General features: G+C 63.2%; 23 protein-coding genes, 2 tRNA genes and 1 pseudogene. 6 read left to right on the top strand and 20 right to left on the bottom strand.

What is annotated here, in order from left to right:
• The 4 genes from AC27KI_RS03865 to AC27KI_RS03880 form a co-directional block, all read right to left on the bottom strand.
• Positions 1-453: ATP-binding cassette domain-containing protein (locus AC27KI_RS03865; protein WP_487112663.1), on the bottom strand; the 453-nt coding region annotated here is incomplete at its 3' end.
• Complete coding sequence (locus tag AC27KI_RS03870) at positions 450-1,547, bottom strand: ABC transporter permease (protein ID WP_372588246.1); 1,098 nt, start codon at positions 1,545-1,547, stop codon at positions 450-452. The genes AC27KI_RS03865 and AC27KI_RS03870, both read right to left, overlap by 4 nt.
• On the bottom strand, positions 1,531-2,568 hold the full coding sequence (locus AC27KI_RS03875; protein WP_272563817.1) for a microcin C ABC transporter permease YejB: 1,038 nt from the start codon (positions 2,566-2,568) through the stop codon (positions 1,531-1,533). Before AC27KI_RS03875 ends, AC27KI_RS03870 begins: the two co-directional genes overlap by 17 nt.
• A 61-nt stretch (positions 2,569-2,629) precedes the next feature.
• Complete coding sequence (locus AC27KI_RS03880) at positions 2,630-4,462, bottom strand: extracellular solute-binding protein (protein WP_487089871.1); 1,833 nt, start codon at positions 4,460-4,462, stop codon at positions 2,630-2,632.
• Positions 4,463-4,587: 125 nt separating this feature from the next.
• On the opposite strand from AC27KI_RS03880, the gene fabI reads away from it, so the two are divergent.
• Positions 4,588-5,385 (top strand): enoyl-ACP reductase FabI, encoded by a 798-nt coding sequence (gene fabI, locus AC27KI_RS03885; RefSeq protein ID WP_487089872.1) that lies wholly within the window; start codon positions 4,588-4,590, stop codon positions 5,383-5,385.
• Between the two features lie 75 nt (positions 5,386-5,460).
• Positions 5,461-6,336, top strand: a complete 876-nt coding sequence (locus AC27KI_RS03890) for a DNA ligase (protein WP_487089873.1) — start codon at positions 5,461-5,463, stop codon at positions 6,334-6,336.
• A 137-nt stretch (positions 6,337-6,473) separates the two neighbouring features.
• On the opposite strand, the gene AC27KI_RS03895 is transcribed toward AC27KI_RS03890, so the two are convergent.
• Both AC27KI_RS03895 and AC27KI_RS03900 read right to left on the bottom strand, forming a co-directional pair.
• Entirely contained in the window at positions 6,474-7,034 is a 561-nt protein-coding gene (locus AC27KI_RS03895; protein ID WP_284406391.1) for a fasciclin domain-containing protein, read from the bottom strand.
• A gap of 175 nt (positions 7,035-7,209) precedes the next feature.
• Positions 7,210-9,591: an arginine/lysine/ornithine decarboxylase gene (locus tag AC27KI_RS03900; RefSeq protein WP_272563822.1), complete on the bottom strand. Its 2,382-nt coding sequence runs from the start codon at positions 9,589-9,591 to the stop codon at positions 7,210-7,212.
• Positions 9,592-9,725: 134 nt separating this feature from the next.
• Here AC27KI_RS03900 and AC27KI_RS03905 point away from each other — a divergent pair, with 134 nt between their 5' ends.
• The 3 genes from AC27KI_RS03905 to AC27KI_RS03915 all read left to right on the top strand — a co-directional run bounded on the left by AC27KI_RS03905 (position 9,726) and on the right by AC27KI_RS03915 (position 11,296).
• Entirely contained in the window at positions 9,726-10,151 is a 426-nt protein-coding gene (locus AC27KI_RS03905; RefSeq protein WP_487112677.1) for an NfeD family protein, read from the top strand.
• A gap of 74 nt (positions 10,152-10,225) precedes the next feature.
• Positions 10,226-11,146 (top strand): SPFH domain-containing protein, encoded by a 921-nt coding sequence (locus AC27KI_RS03910; protein WP_272563823.1) that lies wholly within the window; start codon positions 10,226-10,228, stop codon positions 11,144-11,146.
• A gap of 60 nt (positions 11,147-11,206) precedes the next feature.
• Positions 11,207-11,296 (top strand) — tRNA-Ser (locus AC27KI_RS03915).
• Between the two features lie 96 nt (positions 11,297-11,392).
• On the opposite strand, the gene AC27KI_RS03920 is transcribed toward AC27KI_RS03915, so the two are convergent.
• Both AC27KI_RS03920 and AC27KI_RS03925 read right to left on the bottom strand, forming a co-directional pair.
• Complete coding sequence (locus AC27KI_RS03920) at positions 11,393-12,310, bottom strand: carbohydrate kinase family protein (RefSeq protein WP_487112666.1); 918 nt, start codon at positions 12,308-12,310, stop codon at positions 11,393-11,395.
• Position 12,311: 1 nt separating this feature from the next.
• Entirely contained in the window at positions 12,312-13,292 is a 981-nt protein-coding gene (locus AC27KI_RS03925; RefSeq protein ID WP_487112668.1) for an ROK family protein, read from the bottom strand.
• Between AC27KI_RS03925 and AC27KI_RS03930 the strand changes: the two genes are divergently transcribed.
• On the top strand, positions 13,279-14,100 hold the full coding sequence (locus tag AC27KI_RS03930) for a LysR substrate-binding domain-containing protein (protein ID WP_284430821.1): 822 nt from the start codon (positions 13,279-13,281) through the stop codon (positions 14,098-14,100). The two genes, AC27KI_RS03925 and AC27KI_RS03930, sit on opposite strands and share 14 nt — an antisense overlap.
• Here the strand turns inward: AC27KI_RS03930 and AC27KI_RS03935 are convergent.
• From AC27KI_RS03935 to infC, 12 genes and pseudogenes are all read right to left on the bottom strand, one after another.
• Entirely contained in the window at positions 14,097-14,996 is a 900-nt protein-coding gene (locus tag AC27KI_RS03935) for an EamA family transporter (protein WP_487112670.1), read from the bottom strand. The two genes, AC27KI_RS03930 and AC27KI_RS03935, sit on opposite strands and share 4 nt — an antisense overlap.
• Positions 14,997-15,005: 9 nt before the next feature.
• Positions 15,006-15,761 carry an SDR family NAD(P)-dependent oxidoreductase gene (locus AC27KI_RS03940; protein ID WP_487112672.1) on the bottom strand — a complete coding sequence of 252 codons (756 nt, stop codon included), beginning with the start codon at positions 15,759-15,761 and terminating at the stop codon, positions 15,006-15,008.
• Positions 15,758-16,192, bottom strand: coding sequence for a GlcG/HbpS family heme-binding protein (locus tag AC27KI_RS03945; protein ID WP_284430818.1), 435 nt, complete (start codon positions 16,190-16,192; stop codon positions 15,758-15,760). Before AC27KI_RS03945 ends, AC27KI_RS03940 begins: the two co-directional genes overlap by 4 nt.
• A complete protein-coding gene (locus AC27KI_RS03950) occupies positions 16,179-17,351 on the bottom strand; it encodes a sedoheptulose 7-phosphate cyclase (protein WP_284430817.1) in 1,173 nt (390 codons plus the stop codon). The genes AC27KI_RS03945 and AC27KI_RS03950 overlap by 14 nt, the downstream gene beginning before the upstream one ends.
• Positions 17,352-17,699: 348 nt before the next feature.
• Positions 17,700-17,776 (bottom strand) — tRNA-Pro (locus AC27KI_RS03955).
• A gap of 31 nt (positions 17,777-17,807) precedes the next feature.
• Entirely contained in the window at positions 17,808-18,227 is a 420-nt protein-coding gene (locus AC27KI_RS03960) for a MerR family transcriptional regulator (RefSeq protein WP_487087836.1), read from the bottom strand.
• Between the two features lie 98 nt (positions 18,228-18,325).
• Positions 18,326-18,682 carry an integration host factor subunit alpha gene (locus AC27KI_RS03965; RefSeq protein WP_272563834.1) on the bottom strand — a complete coding sequence of 119 codons (357 nt, stop codon included), beginning with the start codon at positions 18,680-18,682 and terminating at the stop codon, positions 18,326-18,328.
• Positions 18,682-21,123 (bottom strand): phenylalanine--tRNA ligase subunit beta, encoded by a 2,442-nt coding sequence (gene pheT / locus AC27KI_RS03970; protein WP_487087839.1) that lies wholly within the window; start codon positions 21,121-21,123, stop codon positions 18,682-18,684. The genes AC27KI_RS03965 and pheT overlap by 1 nt, the downstream gene beginning before the upstream one ends.
• 74 nt (positions 21,124-21,197) lie before the next feature.
• The gene (gene pheS, locus AC27KI_RS03975) at positions 21,198-22,250 is read right to left on the bottom strand and encodes a phenylalanine--tRNA ligase subunit alpha (protein WP_487087841.1); all 1,053 of its coding nucleotides are present in this window, start codon (positions 22,248-22,250) and stop codon (positions 21,198-21,200) included.
• 111 nt (positions 22,251-22,361) lie between these two features.
• Entirely contained in the window at positions 22,362-22,724 is a 363-nt protein-coding gene (gene rplT, locus AC27KI_RS03980; protein ID WP_092745027.1) for a 50S ribosomal protein L20, read from the bottom strand.
• 24 nt (positions 22,725-22,748) lie between these two features.
• Positions 22,749-22,952 carry a 50S ribosomal protein L35 gene (gene rpmI, locus AC27KI_RS03985; protein WP_092745026.1) on the bottom strand — a complete coding sequence of 68 codons (204 nt, stop codon included), beginning with the start codon at positions 22,950-22,952 and terminating at the stop codon, positions 22,749-22,751.
• A 187-nt stretch (positions 22,953-23,139) separates the two neighbouring features.
• Positions 23,140-23,680, bottom strand: a pseudogene (gene infC / locus AC27KI_RS03990) (translation initiation factor IF-3).
• Between the last annotated feature and the right edge of the window lie 101 nt (positions 23,681-23,781).

Here is a 23,781-nt window from a genome sequence, read left to right on the forward strand (position 1 = left end):
CCGCTGCAAGCGCCTCGCCCTTGAGCCCCTTGTAGAACTGCAGCGGCCGGGCCAGGATGCGCTCGATGGTGTGCGATGGGTTGAGCGCCGTGTCGCCATCTGGAACACGATCTGGATGCGGCGCAGCTCTTCCTTGGTGCGGGCGCCCAGCGTGGTCTTGAGCTCCGAGTTGCCGAACAGCGATGGTGCCGTGCCAGGGCTGGATGAGCCCCGGCGATGGCGCGCGCCTAGCGTGGTCTTGCCCGAGCCCGATTCGCCCACCAGCGCGAGCTTCTCGCCCGCCGCGATGTCGAAGCCGACCCCGCGCACCACCTCTTTGTCGCCGAAGCGCACGTGCAGATCCTGCACCTGCAGGAGCGGCGCCGACGAGGCGGCAGGCGAAGTACCGGCCGAAGACGATGAAGCAGCAGAGTGTGGAATCGGCGCGGTGCCGCGCATGCGTGCGTCGCTCATGAATGGTCTGCCTTGCGGGGGTCGAGCGCATCGCGCAGCGCGTCGCCCATGAAGGTGAGCAGCAGCAGCGTGACCACCAGCGCCGCGAACGTGAACAGCGAAATCCACCAGGCGTCGATGTTGTTCTTGCCCTGGTTGAGCAACTCGCCCAGCGACGGCGTGCCAGGCGGCACGCCCAGGCCCAGGAAGTCGAGCGAGGCGAGCGCCAGGATGGCCGCGCTCATGCGAAACGGCAGAAAGGTCACCACCGGCGTCATGCTGTTGGGCAGGATGTGGCGCCAGATGATCTGCCCGTTGGGCACGCCCAGCGCGCGGGCGGCCTTCACGTAGTCGAGCTGCCGGTTGCGCAGGAACTCCGCGCGCACGTAGTCCGACAGGCCCATCCAGCCGAACAGCGACAGCAGCACCAGCAGCAGCCCGACGCTGGGCGCGAACACGGCGCTGAAGATGATGAGCAGGTACAGCTCGGGCATCGAACCCCAGATCTCGATGAAGCGCTGGAACGCCAGGTCGGTCTTGCCGCCGAAAAACCCCTGGATCGCACCGGTGATGACGCCCAGCAGCACGCCCACCACCGTGAGCGCGATGCCGAACAGCACGCTCACGCGAAAGCCGTAGATCAGCTGCGCGAGCAGGTCGCGGCCCCGGTCGTCCGTGCCCAGCCAGTTCTGCGATGTGGGGCCGGACGGGTTGGGCGATTTCGCGAAATAGTTCAGCGTGTCCGGGCCGTAGGGGTTCAGCGTATACAGCGCCCAGTTGCTGCCCTGCTGCAGGCGCTCGCGGATGAACGGGTCCAGGTAATCGGTGGGGGTGTCGAAATCGCCGCCGAAGGTCTTTTCGGAATAGTCGTGCAGCATGGGCAGGTAGGTCTGCCCTTCGTAGCGCACGATCAGGGGACGGTCGTTGCTGATCAGTTCCGCCACCAGGCTCAGGGCCACCAGCGCGCTGAACAGGATCAGGCTCCAGTAGCCCAGCCGATTGCGCTTGAAGCGCCTCCACGCACGGCGGCCGGGCGAGAGCGACGGGGCCACGGGCACCGCGCCGCGCGGGGGGCGGCCATCGGCCGGCTCGGGGGGGTTAGTCAAACTTGACACGCGGGTCCACCCATACGTAGCAAAGATCGCTCACCAGCTTGGTCACCAGCCCGATGAGGGTGAAGAGATAGAGCGTGCCCAGCACCACGGGGTAGTCGCGCCGGATCACGCTTTCGTAGCTCAGCAGGCCCAGGCCGTCGAGCGAGAACAGCGTCTCGATCAGCAGCGAGCCGGCGAAGAACGCCCCGATGAACGCTGCAGGAAAGCCCGTGATGATGGGAATGAGGGCATTGCGGAACACGTGCTTCCACAGCACCTGCCGCTCCGACAGCCCCTTGGCGCGGGCCGTGAGCACGTATTGCTTGCGGATCTCTTCGAGAAAGGCGTTCTTGGTCAGCATGGCCGTCACCGCGAAGCTGCCCAGCACCATGGCCGTGACCGGCAGCGTGATGTGCCAAAGGTAGTCCACGATGCGCGCGCCCCAGGTCATCTCATCCCAGTTCGCCGAGGTGAGCCCCCGCAGCGGAAACCACTGCAGCTGCCCGCCGAAGATCACCAGCAGCGCCACGCCCAGCACGAAGCCCGGGATCGCATAGCCCACCAGCACGATGAGCGTGGTGACGAAGTCGAAGCGCGAGCCCGCCCGCACCGCCTTGGCCACGCCGAGCGGCACGGCCACGAGGTAGCTGATGAAGAAAGTCCACAAGCCCAGGCTGATCGACACGGGCAGCTTTTCCTTCACGAGTTGCCACACGTCCTTGTTCTGAAAAAAGCTGCGGCCCAGGTCGAACCGCGCGAACTGTCCGAGCATCTGGAAAAAGCGCTCGTGCGCCGGCTTGTCGAAGCCGTAGAGCGCCTTGATCTGCTCCAGCCGCTTCGGGTCCACGCCCTGCGCGCCCCGGTAGGCCAGGCCGCCGCCTTCGGCCCCGCCGCCGCCGCGTCCCATCCCGGCCTTGGACTCGGCCAGGTACTGCTCGACGGGGCCACCCGGTACGAACTGGATCACCACGAAGGTCAGCAGCAGCACGCCCAGCAGGGTGGGCAGCATGAGCAGCACGCGCTTGAGGATGTAGGCGAACATGGCGGCGGTGGGGGTCGGAAAGTGAGCGGGGTCTGGACGGTGGGCCGGGGGTGCGGGCGGATCAGCGCCGTGCGGGGTCCGGCGCCGTCTGGGGCGGCATGCGCGCCCACCACGTGTCGATGGCCCAGGCCTCGCCCGTGGAATACGGCGGCAGCGTGGCCGGCCGCTCCAGGCGCCAGGCGTTGTAGACCATGCGGTGCGAAGGCGCGGTGTACTGGGGAATCAGGTAGTGCCCGTGCGCGATGACGCGCTCCAGGGCATGGCAGGCGGGCAGCAATTCGTCCAGCGTCTTGGCCGACACGATGCTGCGGATCATCGCGTCCACGGCCTTGCTCTTCACGCCGGGGAAGTTGCCCGAGTCTTCCGTGTCCGCCGCCTGCGAGCCGAACATGTCGGCCAGTTCCTGGCCCGGATTGTTGGTGCCCTGGTACGCGATGGTGGTGATGTCGAAGTCGAACTTGCTCAGGCGCTGCTGGTACAGAGCGAAATCCACCGCCCGGAAGTTCAGCGTGATGCCGAGCTTTTGCAGGTTGCGGATCCACGACGACAGCGACCGCACGCCGCCTTCGCTGCTGTCCAGGTACTCCAGCACCATGGCCTGGCCCTGCGCGTTGCGCAGCGCGCCGTCCCGGACCTCCCAGCCCGCCTCTTTCAAAAGGGCCTGGGCACGGCGCAGGTTGTCGCGCAGCGTGGTGACGCCCTCAGTGCGCGGCGGCGTGGTCATGGGGCCGAAGGCGCTGGCGGGAAGGCTCTGGCGCCAGGGCTCCATCAGCGCCAGCTCCTCGGGCGTGGGTGTGCCGCGGGTCTCGCACAGGGTGTTGCCGAACAGGCCGTTGATGCGCTGGTAGGCGCCGTAGAACAGCTGGCGGCTCATCCACTCGAAGTCGTAGGCCAGCCCCAGCGCTTCGCGCACGCGGGCATCCTGCAGCAGCGGCCGGCGCGTGTTGAGCACGTAGCTCTGGAAGCCCGAAGGCAGCTTGTGCTCGAAGTTGCCCTTGACCAGCTCGCCCGTATCGAACTTGCGCCCCGTGACGCGGCGCGCCCAGTCGCCCGCGCTGAAAAAGCGCATGAGGTCGAACTCGCCCGCCTTGAGCGCCTCTAGCCGCGCGGTGTTGTCGCGGTAGATCTTCACCAGGATGCGATCGAAATTGGCGGTGCCCTTGCGCACGTTGAGGTCGCGCGCCCAGTAGCCGGGATCGCGCACGTAGGTGATGTCCTTGCCGAAGCGCACCGGCCCGATCTTGTAGGGGCCGCTGCCGATCGGGATGTCCATCACCACCTGATCGAAGCGCTTGGCCTTGCCGTTCTCCACGCCCCAGTCGCGGCTGAAGACGGGCAGCCCGCCCACCGTGAGCGGCAGCTCGCGGTTGGGGTGCTTGAAGCGGTAGCGCACCGTGCGGTCGTCGATCACGTCGATGCCCGCCACGTCGAACAGCGCCGTCTTGTAGGCCGGCGAGGTGTAGGGGCCCATCAGCGTGTCGTAGCTGAACTTCACGTCCTGCGCCAGCACCGGCTTGCCGTTGTGAAAGCGCGCTTCGGGCCGCAGTTGGAACACCACCGAGAGGCCATCGGCAGCCACCTCCACGTCCTGCGCCAGCAGGCCGTAGCCGGTGGCGGTCTCGTCCAGCGAGCCGGTGAGCAACGTATCGAACATCAGGTCCGACAGGTAGGCCGGCGAATTGCCCTTGATGGTGAACGGGTTGTATTTGTCGAAGGTGGAGACGCGCAGGTTGCTCACCAGCCGCAGCTCGCCTCCCTTGGGCGCATCGGGGTTGACGTACCCGAAGTGGTCGAAGCCCGCAGGCATCCGGGGCTCGCCCCACAGCGCATAGGCGTGTCCCGCCCACACGGGCATCGCACTCCCCCACAGCAACAAGATCGGCCAAAGACGCATGCGACAATTCTGCACTACGCTGGCGGCGCCCCGACGGGTCGCATGTCACATGCCCCGGTGGGCCATCAGCGGCGCACGCGCCGCCGCCACGCCCCCAATCCCCCGCATTCCACAGGAGAAGAAACATGGGTTTTCTGACCGGCAAGAAGCTGCTTATCACCGGCGTGTTGTCCAACCGCTCGATCGCCTACGGCATCGCCCGCGCCTGCCATGCGCAAGGCGCAGAACTTGCCTTCAGTTACGTCGGCGAGCGCTTCAAGGACCGCATCACCGACTTCGCCGCCGAGTTCGACTCCAAGCTCATCTTCGATTGCGACGTGAGCAGCGACGAGCAGATCGACCGCATGTTCGCCGACCTGTCGCAGGCCTGGCCGAAGTTCGACGGCTTCGTGCACAGCATCGGCTTCGCGCCGCGCGAGGCGATCGCCGGCGATTTCCTCGAAGGGCTGTCGCGCGAATCGTTCCGCATCGCGCACGACATCAGCGCCTACAGCTTTCCCGCCATGGCCAAGGCCGCCCTGCCCTACCTCAACGAAAAATCGTCCGTGGTCACCCTGAGCTACCTGGGCGCGTTGCGCACGGTGCCCAACTACAACACCATGGGCCTGGCCAAGGCCAGCCTGGAGGCCAGCGTGCGCTACCTGGCCGAATCGCTGGGCCCGCGCGGCATGCGCGCCAACGGCATCAGCGCCGGCCCCATCAAGACCCTGGCGGCCAGCGGCATCAAGGACTTCGGCAAGCTGCTGGGCGTGGTCGCCGGCGCCTCGCCCCTGCGCCGCAACGTGACGATCGAAGACGTGGGCAATGCCGCCGCCTTCCTGCTGTCGGACCTGGCCAGCGGCGTGACGGCCGAGATTATGTACGTGGACGGCGGCTTCAGCCAGACGGGCGGCATCAGCCGGGAAAGCGCCGAGCTGTCCTGAGATTCAGGCCGAATCGGCCGCCAGCGCATATTCCCCTAGGGCATTCCGCTATCAAAGTAATAGCAAAATAATCCCATGCTTCGCCGCATCGCCATCACCGTCCTGCTGGTCTGCGGCGCGCTGCCGGCCTGGGCGCAACCCCCAGCAACGGTATCGACCGCCTCGCCGCCGCCCCTGCTGCTGGCCAACGTCTACCGCACCGGACTGCCGCTGGCGGACTACTGGGTGAGCGAAAAGTACGACGGGGTGCGCGGCTACTGGGACGGCCACCAGTTGCGCATGCGCGGTGGCGAGCGGGTGAATGCGCCCGCCTGGTTCACCCAGGGCTGGCCCGCGATGCCGATGGATGGCGAGCTATGGGCCGGCCGGGGCCGCTTCGCCCAGGCACAGTCCACCGTGCGGCAGCAGCGGCCTGACGATGCGGCCTGGCGCCGCCTGCAGTTCATGGTGTTCGACCTGCCCGCGCAGGGCGGCCCGTTCGACGAGCGCCTGCCGGCATTGCAGGCCGCCGTGGCCGGCATCGGCCAGCCCTGGGTGCAGGCCGTGCCCCAGCAGCGCATCGCCACCGACGCCCGGTTGCAGGCCCTGCTGCACCGCACGGTGCGCGACGGGGGCGAAGGGCTGATGCTGCACCGTGGGGCGTCGCTCTACCAGGCCGGCCGCAGCGACGATCTCATCAAGCTCAAGACCCATGAAGACACCGAAGCGCGGGTCGTGGGCTACGTGCCCGGCAAAGGCCGGCACCGGGGCCGCATGGGCGCCTTGCTGGTGGAGATGCCCGGCGGCCAGCGCTTTCGGCTCGGCGCCGGCTTCACCGATGCGGACCGGGCGCATCCACCGCCCCTGGGCAGTTGGGTGACCTACCGCTTTCGCGGCACGCACGAGGGCGGCCTGCCGCGCTTCGCCAGCTTCCTGCGCGTGCGCGAGGACATGCACGCCGCCGCACCCTAGCAGGCCTGGGGCCGGGCTCCCACGGAAAAAGCCGCAAGGCCCCTCCGGGGTGCCCTTGCGGCTTTCCTGGATGCATTGGCAAGGCCCGCATCGGCTGGCGCCATCGGGTGCCAACGATGCGGACCGCCCGGCGCGGCTTACTTGGGCAGCAGCACCTTGTCCACGACGTGGATCACGCCGTTGGACTGGTACACATCGGCGATGGTCACGTTGGACATGCCGCCCTTTTCATCCGTCAGCGCAATCGAGGAGCCGCTGGCCTTGGCCGTCAGCGTGCCACCGGCGACGGTCTTCAGGCTGGCCGAGCCCTTGCCGTCGGCAATCATCTTGGACAGCGCCGCCGCATCGACCTTGCCCGCCACCACGTGGTAAGTCAGCACCTTGGTCAACGTGGCCTTGTTCTCGGGTTTCAACAGCGTGTCCACCGTGCCGGCAGGCAGTGCGGCGAAGGCGGCGTTGGTGGGCGCGAACACCGTGAACGGACCGGGGCCCTTCAGCGTGTCCACCAGGCCGGCGGCCTTCACGGCGGCGACCAGCGTGGTGTGGTCCTTGGAGTTCACCGCGTTGTCGATGATGTCCTTGGTCGGATACATCGGCGCGCCACCGACGGTCACCTGCGCGAAAGCGGGCATCGCAGCGGCAGACAGGGCGAGCGTGAGGCTGGCGGCGGCCAGGCGGGCATTCATGCGAAAGGTCATGGAAATCTCCGTTGTGTCAGTGGGTGGATGCCGCCCGAAAATTCGCGCGGCTGAACACTGATACGGTGCAGGAAGCCGCCTGGATTCAATCCCGTGACATTCCCATACAAAAAGCCCGGAGGCGCTTTCGCGCAGCCGGGCTTTCGGAGTCAAGGCCTACGGCCTTGCGCGGCGATCAGACCTTGCGGCCGAACGGTCCGTCGCTGCCCACCTGCACGATGTCTTCGGCGGCAGGCGCGTTCTTGCGGCTCTTGCGAGCGGACGGCGGCTGCGGTGCGGCGGCTACGCAGTCGGCGTAGTAGCGCACGTTGCCGTTGTCGTCCTCGATCTCCACCAGGCCGTGGATGTCGGTCTCGAAGCCCGGGCACAGCTTGGAGAATTCGCGCGAGAACTTGAGGTAGTCCACGATCTTCTTGTTGAAGACCTCGCCCGGAATGAGCAGCGGAATGCCGGGTGGGTACGGCGTGATCAGGCTGGTCGTGATGCGGCCTTCCAGCGCATCGATCTCCACGCGCTCGGTCTTGCGGTGCGCGATGTGCGCATAGGCGTCGCTGGGCTTCATCGACGGCGTCAGGTCCGACAGGTACATCTCGGTGGTCAGGCGCGCGATGTCGTACTTGGCATAGAGCTGGTGCACGTGCTGGCACAGGTCCCGCAGGCCCATGCGCTCGTAGCGCTTGTGCTGCTGGCAGAACTCCGGAAGGATGCGCCACATCGGCTGGTTCTTCTCGTAGTCGTCCTTGAACTGCTGCAGCGCTGTCAGCAGCGTGTTCCAGCGGCCCTTGGTGATGCCGATGGTGAACATGATGAAGAAGCTGTAGAGCCCCGTCTTCTCCACCACCACGCCGTGCTCGGCCAGGTACTTGGTCACGATGGAGGCGGGAATGCCGTTCTCGTCGAACTTGCCGTCCAGGTTCAGGCCGGGCGTGACGATGGTGGACTTGATCGGGTCCAGCATGTTGAAGCCGTCGGCCAGCTGGCCGAAGCCGTGCCACTTGCTGGCGTGGTTCTTCTTGCCCTTGCCGTCGCTGCGGATGACCCAGTCCTCGGCGCGGCCCAGGCCCTCGTCCACGAGCTTGTCCGGGCCCCACACCTTGAACCACCAGTCGTCCTTGCCGAACTCCTCTTCCACCTTGCGCATCGCGCGGCGGAAGTCCAGGGCTTCAAGCAGGCTTTCCTCCACCAGCGCCGTGCCGCCGGGCGGCTCCATCATCGCGGCGGCCACGTCGCAGCTGGCGATGATGCTGTACTGCGGCGAGGTCGAGGTGTGCATCAGGTACGCCTCGTTGAACAGCGGCCGGTCGAGCTTGACCGTCTGCGAGTCCTGCACCAGCACATGGCTGGCCTGGCTGATGCCGGCCAGCAGCTTGTGGATGGACTGCGTGGCATACACCACCGAGTGCTTGGGCCGCGCGCGCTTCTTGCCCATCGCGTGGTAGCTGCCGTAGAACGGGTGGAACGCCGCGTGCGGCAACCAGGCCTCGTCGAAATGCAGGTTGTCCACGTAGCCGTCGAGCATGCCCTTGATGGTTTCGGTGTTGTAGAGCACGCCGTCGTAGGTGGATTGCGTGAGGGTGAGAACGCGCGGCTTGACGGCCTTGGCATCCACACCCTTGAGCAGCGGATTGGCGCGGATCTTGGCCTGGATTGCCTCGGGCTCGAACTCCGACTGGGGGATCGGGCCGATGATGCCGAAGTGGTTGCGCGTGGGCTTCATGAACACCGGAATGGCGCCCGTCATGATGATGCTGTGCAGGATGGACTTGTGGCAGTTGCGGTCCACCACCACCACATCGCCGGGCGCCACCGTGTGGTGCCACACCATCTTGTTGGACGTGCTGGTGCCATTGGTCACGAAGAAGCAGTGGTCCGCATTGAAGATGCGCGCGGCATTGCGCTCGCTCTCGCCGATGGCGCCGTTGTGGTCCAGCAGCTGGCCCAGTTCCTCGACCGCATTGCACACGTCGGCGCGCAGCATGTTCTCGCCGAAGAACTGGTGGAACATCTGTCCCACGGGGCTCTTGAGGAACGCCACGCCGCCGGAGTGGCCGGGACAGTGCCAGCTATACGAGCCGTCTTCGGCATAGTCCAGCAGCGCCTTGAAGAACGGCGGCTGCACGCTCTCCAGGTAGCTCTTGGCTTCGCGGATGATGTGGCGGGCCACGAACTCCGGCGTGTCCTCGAACATGTGGATGAAGCCGTGCAGTTCCCGCAGGATGTCGTTGGGCAGGTGGCGGCTGGTCTTGGTCTCACCGTGCACGTAGATCGGCACGTCGGAGTTCTTGCGGCGCACCTCGGCGATGAAGGTGCGCAGGCTCAGCACGATGGGGTCCAGGCCCGAGCCGAGGGTGAACTCCTCGTCGTCGATCGACAGGATGAACGCGCTCGCGCGGCTTTGCTGCTGCGCGAACTGCGACAGGTCGCCGTAGCTCGTGACACCCAGCACCTCGAAGCCCTCCGACTCGATGGCCTGCGCCAGCGCGCGGATGCCCAGGCCCGACGTGTTCTCGGAACGATAGTCCTCGTCGATGATGACGATGGGAAAGCGGAATTTCATGCGCAGCCTCCGAGCGAGCGGGCCCAAAAAACGAAACAGGCGCGAAGTGTAAGGAATAACGTTGTCACGCCTTTGACGGTCCGGTCTTTTGACCCAGAATGTGGTGCACTAAACACAACGAGGAGCGCGCAGTGATAGAGCAATCCACCCTCTGGTGGCTGATGGCGGGAGGGGCCGTCGCCGTGGAGCTGTTCACGAGCACGTTCTACCTGCTCATGCTGGCCATCGGCCTGGCCGCCGGCGCCCTCGCGGCCCACGCGGGCGGCTCGGTCGCGGCGCAGTTGCTGGCCGCGGCCGCGGTCGGGTCCGCGGGCGTGGTGGGCTGCTATGTGTTCCGTCAAAAGAACCCGGGCGCCCAGCCCGCATCGAGCAACCGCGACGTGAACATGGATGTGGGCGAGTCCGTGAACGTGGAGATCTGGAACGCCGACGGCACCGCGCAGGTGCGCTACCGAGGCGCCCAATGGACGGTGGTCCTGCGCCCCGGCAATGCCCCCTCCTCCGGCATGCACCGCGTGGCGGAAGTCATCGGCAACCGGCTGCTGGTCGACAAGCTCTGAGGCCGGCCCCCCCACGCACCGCCACAACGCAACGCCAAGCACCCACCCCAATCTTCAACATCGCAAAGGACCCCATGGAAATCATTGCCCTCGTCATCGTCGTCATCGCCGGCATCTTCATCGCTCGCTCGGTGAAGGTGGTTCCCCAACAGAACGCCTGGGTCAAGGAGCGGCTGGGCAAATATGCCGGCACCCTCACGCCGGGGCTGAACTTCCTCGTGCCATTCGTCGACCGCGTGGCCTACAAGCACAGCCTCAAGGAAATTCCGCTCGACGTGCCCAGCCAGGTCTGCATCACGCGCGACAACACCCAGCTGCAGGTGGACGGCATCCTCTACTTCCAGGTGACCGACCCCATGCGCGCCAGCTACGGCTCCAGCAACTACATCATGGCCGTCACCCAACTGGCCCAAACGTCGCTGCGCAGCGTGATCGGCAAGCTCGAACTCGACAAGACCTTCGAAGAGCGCGACATCATCAACGCCCAGGTGGTCCAGGCGATCGACGAGGCCGCGTTGAACTGGGGCGTGAAGGTGCTGCGCTACGAAATCAAGGATCTCACGCCGCCGGCCGAAATCCTGCGCTCCATGCAGGCGCAGATCACGGCCGAGCGCGAAAAGCGCGCCCTGATCGCCGCTTCGGAAGGCCGCCGCCAGGAGCAGATCAACATCGCCACCGGCGAGCGCGAAGCGTTCATCGCACGGTCGGAGGGCGAAAAGCAGGCGCAGATCAACAACGCCCAGGGCGAGGCCGCCTCCATCACAGCCGTGGCCGAAGCCACCGCCCAGGCCATCGAACGAGTCGCCGCGGCCATCCGGCAGCCGGGCGGCGAACAGGCCGTGCAGCTGAAGGTGGCCGAGCGCGCCGTGGACGCGTACGGCAAGGTGGCCGCCGATGCGACCACCACGCTGATCGTGCCCAGCAACATGAGCGAAGTGTCCGCCCTGATCGGCTCCGCCATGAAGATGGTTCAAACGACCCAACGCGCGCCTTGAACGGCGCTTCAACGGTTTTTCCTAAAACGGGCCAAAACCACTGCTACAATCGCGGGCTTCGGAGAGGTGGATGAGCGGTTTAAGTCGCACGCCTGGAAAGCGTGTGTGGGCTAATCCCCACCGCGGGTTCGAATCCCGCCCTCTCCGCCAAAGACAGTCCTGATTGCCAGTCGGGAACAAAAAAGCCACCCTCGGGTGGCTTTTTTTATTGCATGCGGCACCGCAGTGCGGACACCCCGTTGGCCCCTACATGACCAAGGTGGCGAGATTCGCAGCCGCGACGCCAAGCACCTCCACCGCGCAGCGATTGGCCGCCTCCAGCGAGGCGCGGGCCCCATTCCCCGAAAACCAGTGAAAGGCGAACGCCGACGCATAGGCATCTCCTGCACCCAGTGTGGACACGACGGTGGTGCGCTCTGCAGGGTGGTGGTGGCCGTGCAGCCCATCGAAGAACACCGCACCGCCAGCGCCGAGGGTGACCAGCACCCCCTGTCCCTGTGGGCGTGCCAGGGCCGTGGCAAGCGCCACAGCCTCGTCGGCACCCAGCTCCGGGGTGCAGGCCAGGCCTCGGTGGGCGGCCAGCCACTGCGCTTCGATCGCGTTCAGGCAGACCAGGTCTGCCGCGTTTAGCAACCGTTCCAAGGAGTCGGGCGATTGGCGCAATGAACGTGCGCCCGGATTGACCACCAGTTGGAAAGGCCGGGACGGCAGGCCCGCCAACGCGTGGTTCAACTCGTCGGTGGCGGCATCGGACAACGCGGACACATAGACAAGCTCGGCTTGCATGAGCATGGCAGAGGCATCCGCCAACGACAGTCGGGTACTGGCACCGCGCTGCGCGAACACGGTGGCATCGCCCTGCGGGTCCAGGTGGATCACGGCCTTTCCCGTGGGGCATCCGGGGATGGTCTGCACGCGTGCCACCGCGATGCCTTGCCGGTCCAACGTGTCGCGCAGCCATCGCCCTTCCATATCCGCGCCGACAGCGCAGCAGGCCGTGACCTGTGCGTGAAAGGCCGCAAATCCGAGCGCCGCGTTCACCGCACCGCCCCCGCTGGACCATCGCACGCTGGCCACGTCGTGTTTGGCTCCGGGGCCTCGCACCGCGTCCACCCCTGCAACCACAATGTCGAGCGTGGCACCGCCAATCGTCAGGACACGCACGTCAGACCCCGACCATGGCAGCGCCGATCACACCCGCCGAATTGCCCAGCCTGTTGCGCAGCACGGGGGTGTGGAACTCATCGTTGAAGACCATGCGCTGCAGCCGAAGAGCGCCCTCCCCATACAGTTCATCCATGCTGGCAAGCCCCCCGCCGATGACGATCACATCCGGGTCCAGCACGGCGACCACGTTGGCGACCGCGCCGGCAAATTGGCTGAGAAATCGGTCCAGCAATTCGACGGCCGCGCCATCGCCATGGCGCGCCATTTCAACGATGCGGGCCGCATCGGCAGACTTCCCGGTGGACTGCTGGTAGCGGGCCTCCAGCGCGGTTCCGCTCAGGTAGCGCTCGACACATCCCTGGCGGCCGCAGTAGCAGGCAGGCCCGTCCGGATCAATGGACATATGGCCCCATTCACCGGCAATGCCATGGCGCCCGCCCCACAAACGACCATTCACCACGATGCCTGCACCCACCCCCGTGCCGAGCACCAGCCCGAGCACGCAGCCGTGCCCGCTGCCTGCGCCATGACGGGCTTCGGCCATCGCAAAGCAGTTGGCATCGTTTTCCATGTTGAAGGGGCGGCCCAGCCGCTGGCGCAGATCCGCGTGCAGAGGATGGCCGTTCAGCTCGGTTGCATTGCAATTTTTCAGCAAACCGGTGGTTTTCGAAATGGACCCCGGGGTGCAGATTCCCAATGTCGCTTCTGCCCCCAAAACCACAGTGGCCAATTGGCAGTGCATTTCAATAATGCGCTGCAGCACCTGAAGATAGCCATCGCTGGCCCGGGTCTCCATTCGGATTCGCCGACATTCTCGATATTGATGGTCGAGTACGATGCCTTCGATTTTCGTCCCGCCCAGATCGATCCCGATATGGAATCTTTCCTTCGAATTTTCCTTATCCGCGTCCATGCGAAAGATACCCCCCATCCATTTGATTCTTGCGTTCGACGCTGTGGCACGCATGCGCAGCTTCAACAAAGCGGCAGACGAGCTGAATATTTCTCACAGTTCCGTCAGCCATCGGATTCGTGAACTGGAGCGATTGCTGGGCAATAGCCTGTTCACACGAACGACCCGCTCGGTCGCAATGACCCCTGAAGGCGAGTATTTGCACCAGCAGATGAAAGACGCATTGGAGACGCTTGAGGAGGCCTTCTCCGGCTTCACACAGGAGCGCAGCGTGATCCGGATCAGCGTGTTGCCTTCTTTTGCTCGCTTTCGGCTGGTTCCAGCCCTCACCGAATTCCAGCGCCTGCACCCGGCCGTCTCCATCGAGGTGTCGCCGACGACATGCAAGGTGGACGTCGATCAGGGAGAGGCAGACATTGCCATCCGGTTCGCCAAAGCCCGCCCCCAGGCCCACCATTGCGAACCGCTGCTGGAGGACGAGTGGTTTCCAGTGGCAGCTCCCGCCTATCTGAAACGGTGCGATGCACCCGGCATCGAGGCTCTGTTCAAACGCGCGGTGTTCCTGTCCCATAGCAGGCAGCCCTGGGAACCCTGGCTGAAGAAGGCCGGCATACAGATTTCGCCGGCGCAGCGCACGCTGACCTATTCCGACACGGGCTTCATGCTGGATGCAGCCCTCAATCTGCAAGGGATCGCACTGGGTCGGCGTTCTCTGGTGAAAGGCCTTCTGCAAAACGGCAGTTTGGTGCGGGTTTCCGACATCGCCATTCCGTCGGAGCAAGCTTATTTCCTGCTCGCATCGGAGCGGGCCCTGATCTCTCGCCACGGCAGCACGGTGATCCATTGGATCCGTGCTCTGGTGCAAGACGGCTAATGAACGATGGTGAGCACGATGCCGATCAACACACCTGAAATCGCCAGCATTTTTTGGCGGATGAATCGCTCTGCAAAGAACAGCGCGCTCAAGGCGAACACCATGATGAGATTGGTGCGCCGAAGCACCGATATCACCGAGATCAGCGCACCCTCGGCCTGCACGGCCGTGAGATAAATGAACTCGGCCAATACGTATGCGGCGGCAATCGCAGGGACCGCCCAATTTCGGGACAGCAGGCTTCGGCATTCCATGGCCCCGAAAACCCAAGGCAATAAAAGCAGCGCCATGCCGCCCCGCTGAATGGCCGAGTACGCCTGGACGGCGGCCAGATCCAAATGCAGGGTTGCCAGAATGTGCTTGTCGTAAAGGGCGTTGGCCGAAGACAGCAACGTGGCCGCGAGCATGCAAAACACCCACCCGTTGCGCTGAAACTGGATGCCCTCTTTTTGCCCGATCAGGGAGAACAGATAGTAGGACCCCATGGAGACAGCGAGCCCCATCCATTGCCACCAGTTGAGTTGCTCGGACAGGAAAACGATGGCGCCTACCGCCGTCCAAAGCGGCCCGGAAGCGCGCACGCCCGCGGAGATCGATAACGGCAAGGATTTGACCGAGTAATACGAAAGAATCCACGTGACCACCATCATTGCCGATTTGGGCAGCAACGCCAGCTGCTCGGCCCGGGTCAACGCTGAAGGGTGCAAGCCCAGGGGCTGCAGTGTGTCGGCCCAGGCAGCCGGAAGGAAAAAGAAAGGCGCCCAGATCAGCGCCCCGAGAACGGACGACCACAGCACCACCTCCAGGACCGTTTTTTCCCTGAGGGCGAGTTTGGTCAAAAAGTCGTAGGTTCCCAGCACCAACCCGGCCAGCAGGCCCAAGGCAATCCATGTCATGTTCGGGCATCAAAGTGCGAGAAAGCCGCCGTCCACGGGAACCACTGCGCCCGTCAAAAATGATGCCTGGGGACTGCTGAGCCAAAGCACGGCTTGTGCGACCTCATGCGACTCGCCGACGCGCTTCATGGGCAGGCGCTCGGCCCATCCCTCCAGCCCGCCGGAGACAGCACTGGAGCGGGCCAGCATCTCCGTGGAGATCGGCCCGGGGGACACGGCATTCACGCGCACGCCATAAGGCGCCGCCTCGACTGCGGCCGCCTTCGTCAGCGCAAGCGCTGCATGTTTGGAAGCGGTGTACGCACCCGTGCCTTCCAGAATCGTGCGATGGGCATGCACGGAAAGGTTGTTGACGATGCAGCCCGAGCGCCGCTCGTACATCGGTCTGAGCAAATGCTTCATGCACAGCATGAGTCCGGTGCAATTAGCGCGCATCACTGCTTCAAACGCATCGATGTCTTGGTCCACGATGGCCGACGCCGTTCCAACGCCCGCATTGAGGAAGGCGATATCCACCACGCCAAGACGGCGCTCGACTTCGTCCATCAGGTTCATCACGTCGTTCTCGCTGCCGACATCGCAGGCCACCGCGAAGCCGATGCCGCCGGCGTCCAGAATCATCTTGGCGGTCTCACCGCAAGAAGACACCGTGCGGCCCGCGATGGCCACCTGGGCGCCCTGCTTGGCGAAAGCAAGCGCCGTCGCCCTCCCGATGCCCGTGCCTGCGCCAGTCACCAGCACCACCCTGTCCTTGAAAGCGTTCATGGGGTCCAACCTGACAACGAGTTCAGCAACGATGCGATGGCCCTGGCCAGCACGCCATCCTGGGCAGACGCGGCACCGCTGATTCCGAGTCCGCCCACCAAGGTTCCTCCCACCAGCAGCGGAACACCGCCTTCCAGGGGCAGGACGTCGGCCAGGGCGAGATAGGCCGTCTTGCCCTGTTCCAGCGCCTGCTGCATCGCGGCGGTGTCCCTGCGGAAATAAACCGCTGTCCGCGCCTTCGCAATCGACGCGTCGATCGATCCCAGAAAGGCATCGTCCGCACGGGCAAACGCCAGAAGGTGTCCCGAGCTGTCCACTGCCGCCGCCGAAACGGCCAGGCCTTCGTCCAGGCCTGTGATCAGCGCGCTCTGCACCAATTGCTGCGCCTGACTGGCGCTCAGCCGCGAAAGACCGGTTTCAGGCATCTGCATGCGCCATCTCCTCGGCAGCAATGCGGATGGCATCGGCGTCCACATCATTCACAAAGCGGCATGCGCCGATCCCGTCGGGCAGTGGCAGTCGCTGCCGGCCATCGCGATGACGCATCGTGTCGGCCAGCGCCTCCTGCAGCAGGCCGGGCTGCTCGAAAAAGCGATGCCGCAAAGGCAATTGCATGGACTTCATGACACGCACGACCCGACGTACATCCTGGTCTGCAAGGAGCCCTCTCGCCCGTGCCAGGCGGCAAGAAAACAGCACATCCAAAGCGACCGCCTCGCCATGCAGCAATTCTGGCAGCGCCTTCATCTCGATCAGCGGAGCAAACGAGTGTCCGAAATCGACGCATCGGTCCAGCGTGAGCTCCCACAGGTTGGGAGCCAACTCTTCCAGCATGCCCTCCACCGCCAGACCGATGACCTCTGGAGCGACGATCGCATCCTGAAAGCGGGTCAGCAGCAGCATCTCGGAGTGCCGCTCCAGCAGGTCGAACAACCGAGGGCTCTTGATCACCGCGAGCTTGAGCAACTCTCCCATCCCATTGGAGAGCTCGCGGGACTCCACCGTCGACAAAAAGCTGCGATCCAGCAAGGCAACGGTAGGCGCATGGTATGAACCCAGGCGGTTGCGACGATCCATTGCATTCACGGCGGTCTTGATACCGACCGCGGCATCCCACAGCGCCATCGCGTTGGTAGGAACCTTGACGTAGGGAATTCCTCGCCGATACAGCCCCGCCGCAAAACCGACGAGGTCCAGCAACACACCACCGCCAATGGCAACCACGGGCTCAGAACGGCGCAGCACCCCTGCCGATTCGAGGTGGCGAGCGATTGTCATGGCCGTCTCCAAGTCTTTCGTTTCTTCCGAAACGGAAAGGCTCAGGATGGAAACGTCTACTCCATGGTGAGCATAGTAGGCGCGCATCTCTTCGCCATAAAGTTGGTCCACGTGCGCATCGATCACGAGGGCTTGGCGCAAACCAGGCTGTGCCCTGCCGCAGGTGATCAATTCGAGGGCATCGAGCCTGAAGATGCCGTCGATCTGTCGCACTTCGTATGAAACCTCCTGTGTCGCGTGCACTCTCCAGCCATGCGCCTCGAAACGGTTCAGCGCGCCCATGCTCGCCGGCCATATCACCCGATCGTTCATCCATGCCCTCCCTTTTTTTGTAGGGGGCCAAGCGTAGTGCGAAGCGACGCCGGCATTGCTGAACGTTTCGCGAGCTTTCTACGGCTTGGTTGATGAATCCTTCGCAAAGGTATGGGAGCGGCTCAAAGCCCAGCCAGACTTCCTGGCGTGCCCTTTACCAGCATGAGGCCACAGAGCGCCCCAGCGGCTACTGAATCAGAAACGGTGAACGCAGGTGCAAAGGAAAAATGGGGAGGTGGGCTTTGGGGCTGTGAGATCCCGCAAAGCCCATGCAGCCAGTGCATGCTGCAAGACAAAGAAAAAACGGGCTACCGCTTTTGGCGATAGCCCGTTGATTTTTTTTATAAATGGTCGGCGTGGCGGGATTCGAACTCGCGACCCCTTGCACCCCATGCAAGTGCGCTACCAGGCTGCGCTACACGCCGACAAGACTTAGATTATATGCACAAAAAAAACTCAGTTCAAGGAAAGCAGCGCACGAATTTCAAATAATTCCCGCCGCAGGATCTGTGTATCCAAAAGCGCAATCGAGGACAAAGTCGCCGATGGGCTCGACAAGTCGGCCCCATGTGCCGTTTGCAGAGCAAAAGAGGAGCTGCCATCCAACTCCGGCGACAACGAATCGCCCTCTTGCAGGCGATTGCGCGCTCCGCTGATCGTGAAGCCTTGCTCGTACAGAAGGTCCCGGATACGACGGATCATGAGCACCTCGTGGTGCTGGTAGTAGCGGCGGTTTCCCCTGCGCTTCATGGGCCGAAGCTGCGTGAACTCCTGCTCCCAATAGCGCAGTACGTGCGGTTTGACGCCACAGAGCGCGGCCACCTCTCCAATGGTGAAATACCGTTTGGCCGGGATGGGGGGAAGCGGTGTGCCCATGGGACGCGGTTTCTAGCGAATAAACAAGCAGCGTACTGCAGCCGGAACAAAGGCGCCAGCCACTTCCGTTCAGTGGCAGGCGGGAAAGAGACAGTGCTTCAGCCAGCAGCGCCCGCGTTCTGGATCTGCTCCTTGAGCTTGCTGCTGGCATGGAAAGTCACGACACGGCGGGCCTGAATCGGAATCGCCTCGCCCGTGCGGGGATTTCGCCCCGGTCTCGGGGCTTTGGTACGGATCTGAAAGTTACCGAAGCCCGACAGCTTCACGTCTTGACCATCCACCAGGCGCTGCGCAATCAGATCGAAAAAAGCATCGATCATGTCTTTCGATTCGCGTTTATTCAGACCAATGTGGTCGAACAGAAGGTCCGCCAGCTGCGCCTTCGTCAACGCAGGGGTTTCCAGGCTTTCTACCGCAAATTCCATCACGTCAGCGCTCCCGTTCAGCATCGTCATCACCGCAACCTCGCACCGGTACGGCTCGACAGTTGTTCGACCACCGACTGAATCGTCGCTTCGATTTCAGCATCCGTCAGCGTGGCGCCATCAGCCCCCAGCGTCAGGCGCACGGCCAAGCTCTTTTCACCGCTGGCGAGACCACCAACAGAGGCTTCGCCATCACGCAAAGGCTTGGGCCGGAACACATCAAACAGCACCGCCGCGCGAAGCCGTGTGGGAGGCACGGCAGCCTGAATGGCTGCCATCACATCAGCGTGCGTGATCCGCTCGGCAACCACCACGGCCAGATCCCGCTCTACCGCTTGATGCTTGGCCACTGCATGAAAATGAGGGACCTGCCGCTGCATGACCGCATCGAGTTCCAGCTCAAACATGACTGGGGCCTGGGGAAGCTCCCAGGACTGGCGCCACCGAGGATGCAGCTCTCCAATGAACCCAATGGCTTGGCCATTCAGCAGCACGCGGGCACAGCGGCCAGGGTGCATGGCAGTGTGCGTTGCAGGCTCAAAAACGGGCTTCAGGGGAGCAAGCAGCGCCTCGACATCGCCTTTGGCATCGAAGAAATCCACCCCTTGCTCTTTGCGTCCCCATTGGAGGACGTCGGATGCGCCATATGCAAGTCCAGCCACGCGCATGGGCTGATGGAAACCCTCTACCGTGGTATCAGACTCCGCAACGGACGCATCGCGCAGAAAGACCCGGCCCAACTCGAAAACCCGCACGCGCGACGCCTTGCGATCCAGGTTGAACTTCAAGACCTGCAGCAAGGAGCCCAACAGCGAAGAGCGCATCACGCTCATCTGGCTGGCAATGGGATTCAACAACCGGATGGGCTGTGGATTGCCCGCCAGTTCGTGCTCCCAATGCTCTTCCACAAAGCTGAAATTGATGGTTTCCTGGTATCCAAGTCCCGCCAGTGCACGACGCACGGCAAAAGGCCCCCGACGTTCTTCGGCACGCAGCTTGGGCGTGATGGGCGCCAGCGGCGGCGTGGTAGGCAATTGCTGGTAGCCCACCATGCGAGCCACTTCCTCGATGAGATCTTCCTCGATCGCGAGATCGAATCGATAGGGCGGCGGCAGCACCGTCAATGTGCCCTCGCCGGAAGTCACCGGCAGTCCCAGGCGCTTAAGCGCATCGGCACACTGCTCTTGCGTCAATGGCATGCCGATCACCTTGACGGCCCTGGCAACGCGGAGCGTGACGGGCTTGGCTTCAGGCACGTTCGGACACTGGTCGTCCATCGGACCGCAAACGGTCTCAGGTGTGCCGCAGATGTCAATCACCAACTGGGTGATGCGCTCAATGTGTTCCACGGTCTGGCTCGGATCCACGCCACGTTCGAAACGATGTCCGGCATCGGTCGAGAAGTTATAGCGGCGCGAGCGGCCAGCCACGGCCTTGGGCCACCAGAAAGCCGCTTCGATGTAGATATGGCGAGTGTCGTTCGACACGGCCGTCGCATCGCCCCCCATGATGCCCGCCAACGATTCGACCTGGCTTGCATCCGCAATGACGCCCACCTTTTCATCGAGGGCGACGGTGTTGCCATTCAGCAATTTGAGCTCTTCGCCCGCACGCGCCCAACGCACATCCAGGGGGCCGTGAATTTTGTCCAGATCGAAAATGTGAGAGGGGCGGCCCAGCTCGAACATCACATAGTTGGAAATATCGACCAACGGGGAGACGCTTCGCTGCCCGCAACGTGCGAGCCGGTCCAGCATCCACTGCGGAGTCGCAGCCTGCGTGTTGATGTTGCGAACGATACGTCCCGAGAATCGCCCACACAGATCCGAGGCGCTGATCTTGACTGGCAAAACGTCGCCATGACCCACCGGTACCGCCGGAAACTGCAGCGGCTTCAGCGGCGCTCCAGTCAGGGCAGAGACTTCACGCGCGATGCCGTAAACGCTCAAGGCATGTGCCAGATTGGGCGTGAGCTTGAGGGTGAACAGGGTGTCGTCCAGGTTCAGATGAGTCCGAATGTCCTGCCCGAGCGGAGCATCGGCCGCCAGTTCCAAAAGGCCTCCATGGTCTTCCGAGAGCTTCAACTCCCTGGCGGAGCACAGCATGCCCTGGCTTTCCACACCGCGAAGCTTGCCCACCTTGATCAAGAACGGTTTGCCATCCTCCCCGGGAGGCAACTCCGCACCGACAAGCGCGCAAGGCACTTTGATACCGACGCGTGCATTGGGCGCACCACACACGATGTTGAGCAAAGCACCCTGCCCCGTATCGACCTGGCAAACGCGCAGGCGATCAGCATTTGGATGCTGCACCGCCTCCTTGATTTCTCCCACCACGATCTTCGTGAAAGGAGGCGCCACAGGCTGCAGCTCTTCCACTTCGAGCCCTGCCATGGTCAGTGTCTCGGCCAATTCTTTGGTCGAAAGTGGAGGATTGCAGAACTCGCGCAGCCAGGATTCTGGAAATTGCATATTCAGTCTTCGGTGATTCTTGAGCGCAGCAGCCCTCGTTAGGTGGGCCGCCTGTGTGGAACGCGGCGTGCGGTTTACTGGAACTGCGAAAGAAAACGAATGTCGCCATCAAAGAAGAGGCGCAAATCATTGACCCCATAGCGCAGCATCGTCAGCCGGTCAGGCCCCATGCCGAACGCAAAGCCGATGTATTTTTCTGGATCGAGGCCCATGTTCCGGACCACGTTCGGATGCACTTGTCCGGAGCCCGCCACTTCAAGCCAACGCCCGGCCAAAGGGCCCGTCTGGAACTGGATGTCTATTTCGGCACTGGGCTCGGTGAAAGGGAAAAAGCTGGGCCGAAAGCGCAAGACCAAATCATCGCTTTCAAAGAAAGTACGGCAGAAGTCGGTGAAGACGACCTTCAGATCCTTGAAGCTCACGTTCTCGCCGATCCACAGGCCTTCGCATTGGTGGAACATGGGTGAGTGCGTGGCATCGCTGTCCACCCGGTATGTACGGCCCGGGGCAATGACGCGGATCTCCGGCATGGCCTGGCCCGAGTCGATCAAGGCGCGGTGTTTTTTGACATGCTGAACGGCATGGCGGATCTGCATGGGGCTGGTATGGGTGCGCAACAGGTTCGGAGCGGTGGCTGTGCCGCCCTCGACATAGAACGTGTCGTGCATGGAGCGCGCCGGATGGTCTTCAGGCGTATTCAACGCCGTGAAATTGAACCAGTCGGACTCAATCTCGGGCCCCTCGGCCACGTCAAAACCCATCGAGCCGAAAATGCCCTCGATGCGCCCCAGGGTCAAGGACACGGGATGCAACCCACCTTGCCCCCGTTGACGACCGGGCAAGGTGACATCCAACGATTCCGCCTGCAATTGTGCTTCCAGCTCGGCATCTGCCAACGCTTTTCGGCTTGCGTTCAGGGACGCTTCAATGGCCTGCTTGGCAACATTGATGGCGGCACCGCGAGATTTCTTTTCCTCAACAGACAGCTGGGCCATGCCTTTCATGAGCTCTGTCACTCGCCCCGACTTGCCCAGAAACTGCGCCTTGGCATTTTCCAGATCGGCAGGGGTGACGGCTTGCGCGAACAGGTTCCGCGCGCTTTCGACCAGGGAGTCCAACTCGTTCATACCAGCTCTCATCGTCTCTTGGAAATGAACAAGGGCTAGTGCCTTTTCAAGCCCTAGCCCTTGCGTTTATTGCGCAAGCAGCTATCAATAAGATAGCTACCAGTCGTGAACTCAAGCAGCAGCCAGCTTGGCCTTGACTTGCTCCACGATGCTGCCGAAGGCAGCCTTGTCGTGCACCGCGAGGTCGGCCAGCATCTTGCGGTCGATCTCAATGGCAGCCTTCTTCAGGCCGTTCGTGAATTGGCTGTAGGTCAGACCCAATTCGCGCGAAGCGGCGTTGATACGGGCGATCCACAGTTGGCGGAACACGCGCTTCTTGGTGCGGCGGTCACGGTAGGCATACTGCCCAGCCTTCATTACCGCCTGTTTGGCGATACGGAAAACATTACCGCGGCGACCACGGAAACCCTTTGCAAGGGCCAGAACTTTCTTGTGACGGGCACGGGCCGTTACACCACGTTTGACGCGAGGCATGTGAGTACTCCTTGTTCGTCGTTGTTAAAGGCCAGCACCAGGCAGCATTTGTGCAATGGAGCCCATATTGGTCTCATGCACAGAAACTGCACCACGCAGATGGCGCTTATTCTTGGTGGTCTTCTTCGTCAAGATGTGACGCTTGAAGGCTTGACCGCGCTTGACGGTGCCACCGGGACGAACGCGGAAACGCTTTTTCGCGCTGCTCTTGGTCTTCATTTTGGGCATGTGAATGCTCCTTTTGTTTGTGCTCGCGAGGCGTTTGCGAACCGATCCGCAACCTTGTTGGCCCCGAGTCACTTTTTGACGGCAAGCCTTGGCCTGCCGTTCGGTGCCGCTTGCGCGGCCCCTATGCCCGAGCCAGCCTTGAGGCTGGCCCGGTCAATTCACTTAACCACTTGGCCCACCAGCCACCTCAAGCAGTGGTGGTAGCGCCTTCCGCTGCAGGTTTGCCAGCGGGCTTTTTCTTGCCCGGCGCGATCATCATGATCATTTGCCGGCCTTCGAGCTTGGGAAACTGCTCGATCAGGATGGTGTCACCCAAATCATCGCGAATGCGATTGAGCAAGGCCAAGCCCAATTCCTGATGGGTGATCTCCCGGCCGCGAAAGCGCAGGGTGATCTTGCATTTGTCACCCTCCGCCAGGAAGCGGCGAATGTTGCGCATTTTGATGTTGTAGTCACCATCATCCGTACCGGGACGGAATTTGATTTCCTTGATCTCGATGACCGTCTGCTTGGCCTTGGCCTCTGCCGCGCGTTTTTTGCTCCTGATACTTGAACTTGCCATAGTCCATCAGGCGACACACGGGAGGGTTGGCCGTGGCGGCAATCTCCACCAAGTCCACATCCAGCTCGCCCGCCATGCGGAGGGCTTCCATGAGGCTCACGACCCCGAGCGGCTCGTTCTCAGGACCGGAGAGGCGAACCTCAGCGGCCATGATTTCACGGTTCAGGCGGTGCTTGCGCTCTTCGCGCTGGCGACGATCACGAAATTCAGTAGCGATGGCTATTTTCCTTCAATCAAAATGCTACGGATAACGTAGCGAGTACCGCA

The sequence above is a fragment of the Acidovorax sp. KPB24-03 genome (genome assembly GCF_057546605.1).

What these genes read in the sequence shown, in the direction of transcription:
- AC27KI_RS03875 (WP_272563817.1), bottom strand. Translation starts at nt 2,568, where the DNA reads ATGTTCGCCTACATCCTCAAGCGCGTGCTGCTCATGCTGCCCACCCTG.
- AC27KI_RS03880 (WP_487089871.1), bottom strand. Translation starts at nt 4,462, where the DNA reads ATGCGTCTTTGGCCGATCTTGTTGCTGTGGGGGAGTGCGATGCCCGTG.
- fabI (WP_487089872.1), top strand. Translation starts at nt 4,588, where the DNA reads ATGGGTTTTCTGACCGGCAAGAAGCTGCTTATCACCGGCGTGTTGTCC.
- AC27KI_RS03890 (WP_487089873.1), top strand. Translation starts at nt 5,461, where the DNA reads ATGCTTCGCCGCATCGCCATCACCGTCCTGCTGGTCTGCGGCGCGCTG.
- AC27KI_RS03895 (WP_284406391.1), bottom strand. Translation starts at nt 7,034, where the DNA reads ATGACCTTTCGCATGAATGCCCGCCTGGCCGCCGCCAGCCTCACGCTC.
- AC27KI_RS03900 (WP_272563822.1), bottom strand. Translation starts at nt 9,591, where the DNA reads ATGAAATTCCGCTTTCCCATCGTCATCATCGACGAGGACTATCGTTCC.
- AC27KI_RS03910 (WP_272563823.1), top strand. Translation starts at nt 10,226, where the DNA reads ATGGAAATCATTGCCCTCGTCATCGTCGTCATCGCCGGCATCTTCATC.
- AC27KI_RS03930 (WP_284430821.1), top strand. Translation starts at nt 13,279, where the DNA reads ATGCGCAGCTTCAACAAAGCGGCAGACGAGCTGAATATTTCTCACAGT.
- AC27KI_RS03935 (WP_487112670.1), bottom strand. Translation starts at nt 14,996, where the DNA reads ATGACATGGATTGCCTTGGGCCTGCTGGCCGGGTTGGTGCTGGGAACC.
- AC27KI_RS03940 (WP_487112672.1), bottom strand. Translation starts at nt 15,761, where the DNA reads ATGAACGCTTTCAAGGACAGGGTGGTGCTGGTGACTGGCGCAGGCACG.
- AC27KI_RS03945 (WP_284430818.1), bottom strand. Translation starts at nt 16,192, where the DNA reads ATGCAGATGCCTGAAACCGGTCTTTCGCGGCTGAGCGCCAGTCAGGCG.
- AC27KI_RS03950 (WP_284430817.1), bottom strand. Translation starts at nt 17,351, where the DNA reads ATGAACGATCGGGTGATATGGCCGGCGAGCATGGGCGCGCTGAACCGT.
- AC27KI_RS03960 (WP_487087836.1), bottom strand. Translation starts at nt 18,227, where the DNA reads ATGGGCACACCGCTTCCCCCCATCCCGGCCAAACGGTATTTCACCATT.
- AC27KI_RS03965 (WP_272563834.1), bottom strand. Translation starts at nt 18,682, where the DNA reads ATGACGATGCTGAACGGGAGCGCTGACGTGATGGAATTTGCGGTAGAA.
- pheT (WP_487087839.1), bottom strand. Translation starts at nt 21,123, where the DNA reads ATGCAATTTCCAGAATCCTGGCTGCGCGAGTTCTGCAATCCTCCACTT.
- pheS (WP_487087841.1), bottom strand. Translation starts at nt 22,250, where the DNA reads ATGAACGAGTTGGACTCCCTGGTCGAAAGCGCGCGGAACCTGTTCGCG.
- rplT (WP_092745027.1), bottom strand. Translation starts at nt 22,724, where the DNA reads ATGCCTCGCGTCAAACGTGGTGTAACGGCCCGTGCCCGTCACAAGAAA.
- rpmI (WP_092745026.1), bottom strand. Translation starts at nt 22,952, where the DNA reads ATGCCCAAAATGAAGACCAAGAGCAGCGCGAAAAAGCGTTTCCGCGTT.